We start from the raw sequence: 5,925 nt of genomic DNA on the forward strand, positions 1-5,925 counted from the left end.
ACCTGCTCTTCCGCACCCGGTTGCGTGTCCGGACGGGTCATCAACCCGACCGGCCCCTTGGTGATGTCGCTGTCAAATGGCAGCCGAACCAGATGACCATCATTTGTCTCGTTCTGAACAACGCCGGAGGAGATGATCCACACCGCGTCCGTCTGGCGCGTATAGAGACGTCCGAACGCTCCTGAAACCGTCTCGATCCTGTTCGGAATATCGCCGACACCATTGGCGATCATGAACCGTTCGACCAGCGGCCTGATCGCGGACCCTTGCGGGGGATAGATGACGGGCCAGTCGACAATCCGCTTGACGTCCGGATTTTCCAGCAGCGGATGTCCGGTGCGCACAACCAGATCGACACGCTCTGAGTAAAGTTGGGTAAAAGAAACCCCTTCCATGGAATCCGGTCGGCCCAATCTGCCGATAACCAGATCCAGATCGCCCAGTTTCAGACGCTCAATCAGGTAGGCATGCGGACCATCCATGATCTGCACCATGACATTGGGAGCAAGTTCGGAAAATTCGCGAATGACCGGTGGAATGAAACTGGCGGCAACACTCGGCAGAGCGCCCACTTTCAAAGTTGCACGAGCGTGCTCGCCTTCCTTTTCCACGCCATCGAGCCCCTGCTGCAAACTGGCAAGGGAGATCTGTGCGAAATGCAGGAAAACCTTGCCCTGCTTGGTCAGTGCGATGCCAGCCCTGTTGCGGGTCATCAGTGTCGCACCGATGATCTCTTCCAGCTCCTTGAGGGTCTTCGAAATCGCGGGTTGAGTCAGGAACAGCTTGTCGGCAGCCAGTTTCAAACTGCGCTCCTGGGCAATTTCAACAAAGCACTGGATGTGCCGGAACTTGATCCGCCGATCGATCATCATGCCTACCTTGTTTGGAAACGCTATTTCAGGGCCAAACGTGGCATTAGTTTCCCAAAATAGCAACAAAGTGGCTTGTTATCTCATTTTACTTCTCATTTTTGAACATTCAATATGGGTGCAACAGAGGAGGAACGCATGCGCACTCAAGTTGTCATAGTTGGCGGCGGCCCATCCGGGCTGCTGCTCGGACAGCTTCTGCACCGGAGGGGGATCGACACCATCATCCTGGAGCGGAAGACGCGCGAATATGTGCTCGCGCGCATCCGCGCCGGCATCCTGGAAACCGGCCTCGTCAACATGATGCGCGAAGCCGGCGTGTCTGATCGCATGGACCGGGAGTGCTTTGTCCACCATGGCACCTGCATTTCCTATGAAAACGAAATGTTCGACATCAACTTCCATGAACTGATCGGACAGAACGTCATCGTCTATGGTCAGACCGAGCTGACTCATGACCTTTATGATGCCCGGGATGCTGTTGGTGGCAAAACGATTTTCGAAGTCGAAGGTGTTCAAATCGGTGATGTCGATCGGGATGCTCCCTATGTAACTTTCACCACGAATGGCCGAGAGCAACGGATCGATTGCGACTTTGTGGCCGGATGCGACGGATTTCACGGTGTGAGCCGAAATACAATTCCCGACACGGTGCGCAAGGACTACGAAAAAGTTTTTCCGTTCGGGTGGCTGGGAATTTTGTCAGAAACACCTCCGGTGCATGACGAGCTGATCTACGCCAATTCCACACGCGGCTTCGCGCTCTGTTCCATGCGCAATGAAAACCTCTCCCGCTACTATGTGCAATGTTCGCTGACCGACAAGGTTGAGGACTGGAGCGATGAGGCGTTCTGGGATGAACTGAAACGCCGGGTACCAGAGGCAATCGCGGACAGGTTGGTGACGGGCCCTTCCGTTGAAAAATCAATTGCTCCGCTGCGATCCTTCGTCAGCGAGCCTATGCGCTGGGGCCGCCTGTTTCTGTGCGGCGATGCAGCTCATATCGTTCCGCCGACAGGAGCAAAGGGCCTGAACACCGCAGCTTCCGACGTTCATTATCTTTATGAGGCTCTGATTGAATTCTACCAGGGTAACGATACCCACGGCATCGATCACTATTCGGAAAAGGCGCTCGCAAGGGTGTGGAAAGCGGAGCGATTCAGTTGGGCCACCACCAATCTCCTGCATCGTTTCCCGGATCAGTCTGACTTCGATCTGAAGATGCAACGGGCCGAGATCGAATCCCTGCACTACAATGAAGTCGCGCAACGCTGGTTTGCGCAGAATTACGTGGGACTACCCTACTGATGAAGATTGCACGTCTCCGGTTTGCAGATCTTCACTGGCGCGAGGACGGCGATCCGGACGGTCTGCCGATTGTCTTTGCCAACTCACTTGGAACCGATCTTCGGCTTTGGGACAAACTGGTTTGTCTGCTGCCCCATTCGGACCTGCGCCTGATCCGTTTCGACAAGCGGGGGCACGGTTTATCATCCTGCCCGACCGCGCCTTATTCGATGGACGACCTGGTAAGCGATACCGAGGAATTCCTGGACAAAATCGGCGTGACCAAATGTGTTTTCGTCGGATTGTCCATAGGCGGGATGATCGGACAGCTGCTGGCTGACCGGAAACCGCAGCTGGTGGAAGGATTGGTATTGTCGAGCACTGCAGTGAAGATGGGTCAGGCCGAGATGTGGCAGGACCGGATCGCGCGCATTCGCTCAGATGGCATGGACAGCGTGGCCGAAGCTGTTCTGGAGCGCTGGTTTTCGAAAAAGTTCCGCCAAACGGATGAATGCCTTGCATGGCGGCACATGCTGACCCGGACACCCGTAGAAGGATATACCGGTTGCTGCGAGGCCATTGCCCAAACCGATCTCCTGGAAACGACCCGCGCCCTTAAGCTGCGCGTTTTAGGCATTTGCGGATCGGACGATCTGGCAAGTCCTCCGGAACAGGTTCGCGCAACAACCGAACTTGTACCGGGCGGCCGCTATGTCGAGATCGCAGGTGTGGGACATCTGCCTTGTGTCGAACAACCCGAAGTCTTTGCCAATCATCTCATGACATTCCTGAAGGAGGACCTCCATGTCAGAGCGCTTTGAACGCGGCCAGGTCGTCAGGAAGTCTGTTTTGGGGGACGATCACGTTGAACGTGCGGAGGCATCCAAGACCGACCTTGATGCACCGTTTCAAACCCTGATCACCGAGAGCGCCTGGGGCACCGTTTGGGCGTCGGATGGGATCAGTGCGCGCGAACGCTCCATGTTGACACTTGCTCTGCTCGCGGCACTCGGCAACTTTGAAGAAATTGCCATGCACATCCGTGCGACGGAAAGAACCGGGGCAAGCAAGCAGGATGTGCTCGAAGCCTTTCAACATGTTGCAATTTATGCCGGAGTGCCCCGCGCCAATCAGGCATTGAAAATTGCCAAGGAAACCTATGCGGAGATGGAAGAGACACGCCATCGGACGGACCGCTGAAGTGAGGTCAACGGAGAGAGGATTATGAAACCAGGCCCATTTTATCAGCGGGACCGGCAATGGCAGCCACCGGCGCTGACGCCGGACTACAAGACCAGCGTCTCCCGTTCACCGCAATATTCGATGATCAGTCTGGAGACGACTGTCAGCGAGACCACCGGCCCCGTCTTCGGCCAGAATGATCTGGATCCGCTCGACAAGGATCTCTTGAGTAACTACGCCAAGCCGGGCGAAAGCCCGATCGGTGAGCGGATCATCCTGCACGGACGCGTTCTTGACGAGAATGCCAGACCGGTCCCCAATACGCTGGTCGAGATCTGGCAAGCCAACGCAGGCGGCCGCTACCGGCACAAGAAAGACACCTATCTCGCCCCGATAGATCCGAATTTCGGCGGCTGCGGACGCGCGCTGACGGATGAAGACGGTTACTATTATTTCCGCACCGTGAAACCCGGAGCCTATCCCTGGCGTAACTGGGTGAACAACTGGCGTCCTGCCCATATTCACATGTCGATCTTCGGAACCGCTTTCGCGCAGCGTCTGATCACGCAATGTTATTTCGAAGGCGATCCGCTGATCGCCAGATGTCCAATCGTGAACACGATTCCGGACCCGGATGCGGTCGAGCAACTGATTGCCAGGCTCGATCTCAACGCGACTATTCCGCTCGATACCATTGCCTACAAGTTCGACATCGTCCTGCGCGGTCGCCGGTCCACGTTGTTCGAAAACCGGCCGGAGGGAAACTGATCATGCGCCAACAGCTTGACTATCTGAAGGAAACGCCCTCCCAAACCGCCGGTCCTTATGTTCATATCGGGCTCGCGCCGGGGGCCGCCGGATTTGACATCTATGGCCAGGAACTTGGATGGGACATTGCCGGACCGAATGCCAAGGGAGAACGCATCCGAATAGAAGGTACCGTCATCGACGGAATGGGTTCACCGATCAAGGATGTTCTGCTCGAAGCCTGGCAGGCCAACGCGGACGGTATCTATGCGCATCGCGAACATCCAGGAGACGTGGAAGAAGGCTTTCGCGGATGGGGTCGCATTATCACGGATTTCGAAACCGGCGAATGGGCGTTCGAGACGATCAAACCCGGCAGGGTGACCGGTGCAGACGGCAAGGTCATGGCTCCGCATATCACGCTCTGGATCGTTGCCCGTGGCATCAATGTAGGCCTGCATACACGGCTTTATTTCGAGGATGAAACCGACGCCAACGCGACAGATCCGGTCATCAACCTGATCGAATGGGAACGCCGTCGCAAAACGTTGCTGGCCCGGAGAACGGAGCGCGACGGCAAGACAATCTATCGCTTCGATGTCAAATTGCAGGGAGAAGACGAAACGGTCTTCTTCGATATCTGATCCAGCAAGGAACCCGGACATGACCAAACCCTGCATCCTCTGCGTTGCCATCACCGGTTCCGTGCCGACGAAGGCGAACAATCCGGCCGTTCCTGTTTCAGTGTCGGAACAGGTTGAAAGCACTCAAGCGGCATTTGAAGCGGGCGCAAGCATCGTCCATGCACATGTTCGCAATGATGACGAGACGCCATCCTCAGATCCGGAAAAATTCGCGCGGCTGAAAGAGGGGCTGGAAAAGCACTGCCGGGGCATGATTGTCCAGTTTTCGACCGGAGGTCGTTCGGGTGCGGGGCAGGCCCGCGGTGGAATGCTGCCGCTCAAACCGGACATGGCCTCGCTTTCCGTCGGTTCCAACAATTTTCCGACGCGGGTCTATGAAAACCCGCCGGATCTTGTCGACTGGCTCGCAGGCGAGATGCGAACTTTCAGCATCAAACCGGAGATCGAAGCATTCGACCTCAGTCACATTCATCAGGCCGCCGCCATGAACCGCGATGGCCGTATTCCAGGCAAGCTTTACGTTCAATTCGTGATGGGGGTGAAGAATGCCATGCCCGTCGACAGGGATGTGTTCGACTATTACATCAAGACCGTTGAACGCCTGGCACCAGACGCCGAGTGGTGTGCGGCCGGAATAGGCCGGCATCAGCTGACCGTCAATGAATGGTGCATTGCGGCCGGGGGGCACACGCGCACAGGACTGGAAGACAACATGCGCTTGGACAGGGATACGCTTGCGCCTTCGAACGCAGCTCTGGTGGCGCGCGCAGTGGATCTTTGCGAAAAGCACGAACGACCGGTTGCTACCTGGCAGCAGGCACGCGAGATCCTCGAGCTTCCCTTCAGAGCCGCTTGACGCCCTTCGCCCGATGGCTCTCAATGAAGGGCTGAACCCCGAGATTGTGAGCCATGCCCGTTTCCCTGTTTTCCAGCCCGATCTATTCCGGCCTTTTTGCCGATGAGGAGCTTGTCCGGCTCCTCGATGATGAAAGCGATGTTGCCCATATGATCCTGTTCGAGCGTGCGCTCGCAAAGGTTCAGGGCCATTTGAACGTCATTCCACATGAGGCCGCCGAGGAGATCCAGCAAGCGCTGAATGACGTGTCCATCGACCCGTCAACCCTGGCGGCGGGGACGCTGTCGGCCGGTGTCCCCGTTCCGGTTTTGGTTACCGAACTTCGCAAACAGGTCGGCGG

The 5,925-nt window shown here is 56.6% G+C and carries 7 protein-coding genes and 1 pseudogene; 7 read left to right on the forward strand and 1 reads right to left on the reverse strand.

Annotated features, from left to right (window positions below; genetic code table 11):
- Positions 1–869 (reverse strand): pca operon transcription factor PcaQ (gene pcaQ / locus K5905_RS25585; protein WP_297589422.1); only part of this gene is annotated, 869 nt, incomplete at its 3' end.
- A 138-nt stretch (positions 870–1,007) separates the two neighbouring features.
- Between pcaQ and pobA the strand changes: the two genes are divergently transcribed.
- The 7 genes and pseudogenes from pobA to K5905_RS25620 form a co-directional block, all read left to right on the forward strand.
- Positions 1,008–2,177, forward strand: coding sequence for a 4-hydroxybenzoate 3-monooxygenase (gene pobA, locus K5905_RS25590; RefSeq protein ID WP_297589424.1), 1,170 nt, complete (start codon positions 1,008–1,010; stop codon positions 2,175–2,177).
- Positions 2,177–2,977: a 3-oxoadipate enol-lactonase gene (gene pcaD, locus K5905_RS25595; RefSeq protein ID WP_297589426.1), complete on the forward strand. Its 801-nt coding sequence runs from the start codon at positions 2,177–2,179 to the stop codon at positions 2,975–2,977. The genes pobA and pcaD overlap by 1 nt, the downstream gene beginning before the upstream one ends.
- On the forward strand, positions 2,961–3,356 hold the full coding sequence (gene pcaC, locus K5905_RS25600; RefSeq protein ID WP_297589428.1) for a 4-carboxymuconolactone decarboxylase: 396 nt from the start codon (positions 2,961–2,963) through the stop codon (positions 3,354–3,356). Before pcaD ends, pcaC begins: the two co-directional genes overlap by 17 nt.
- A 24-nt stretch (positions 3,357–3,380) precedes the next feature.
- Positions 3,381–4,106 carry a protocatechuate 3,4-dioxygenase subunit beta gene (gene pcaH / locus K5905_RS25605; protein WP_297589430.1) on the forward strand — a complete coding sequence of 242 codons (726 nt, stop codon included), beginning with the start codon at positions 3,381–3,383 and terminating at the stop codon, positions 4,104–4,106.
- A gap of 2 nt (positions 4,107–4,108) precedes the next feature.
- Positions 4,109–4,729 carry a protocatechuate 3,4-dioxygenase subunit alpha gene (gene pcaG / locus K5905_RS25610; RefSeq protein ID WP_297589432.1) on the forward strand — a complete coding sequence of 207 codons (621 nt, stop codon included), beginning with the start codon at positions 4,109–4,111 and terminating at the stop codon, positions 4,727–4,729.
- 19 nt (positions 4,730–4,748) lie between these two features.
- Positions 4,749–5,585 (forward strand): 3-keto-5-aminohexanoate cleavage protein, encoded by an 837-nt coding sequence (locus tag K5905_RS25615; protein ID WP_297589434.1) that lies wholly within the window; start codon positions 4,749–4,751, stop codon positions 5,583–5,585.
- A gap of 53 nt (positions 5,586–5,638) precedes the next feature.
- A pseudogene (locus K5905_RS25620) lies at positions 5,639–5,925 on the forward strand (3-carboxy-cis,cis-muconate cycloisomerase); the annotation flags it as partial.

The organism is Roseibium sp. (genome assembly GCF_025698965.1).
In the GTDB taxonomy this organism is placed as follows: domain Bacteria; phylum Pseudomonadota; class Alphaproteobacteria; order Rhizobiales; family Stappiaceae; genus Roseibium.

What these genes read in the sequence shown, in the direction of transcription:
- pobA (WP_297589424.1), top strand. Translation starts at nt 1,008, where the DNA reads ATGCGCACTCAAGTTGTCATAGTTGGCGGCGGCCCATCCGGGCTGCTG.
- pcaD (WP_297589426.1), top strand. Translation starts at nt 2,177, where the DNA reads ATGAAGATTGCACGTCTCCGGTTTGCAGATCTTCACTGGCGCGAGGAC.
- pcaC (WP_297589428.1), top strand. Translation starts at nt 2,961, where the DNA reads ATGTCAGAGCGCTTTGAACGCGGCCAGGTCGTCAGGAAGTCTGTTTTG.
- pcaH (WP_297589430.1), top strand. Translation starts at nt 3,381, where the DNA reads ATGAAACCAGGCCCATTTTATCAGCGGGACCGGCAATGGCAGCCACCG.
- pcaG (WP_297589432.1), top strand. Translation starts at nt 4,109, where the DNA reads ATGCGCCAACAGCTTGACTATCTGAAGGAAACGCCCTCCCAAACCGCC.
- K5905_RS25615 (WP_297589434.1), top strand. Translation starts at nt 4,749, where the DNA reads ATGACCAAACCCTGCATCCTCTGCGTTGCCATCACCGGTTCCGTGCCG.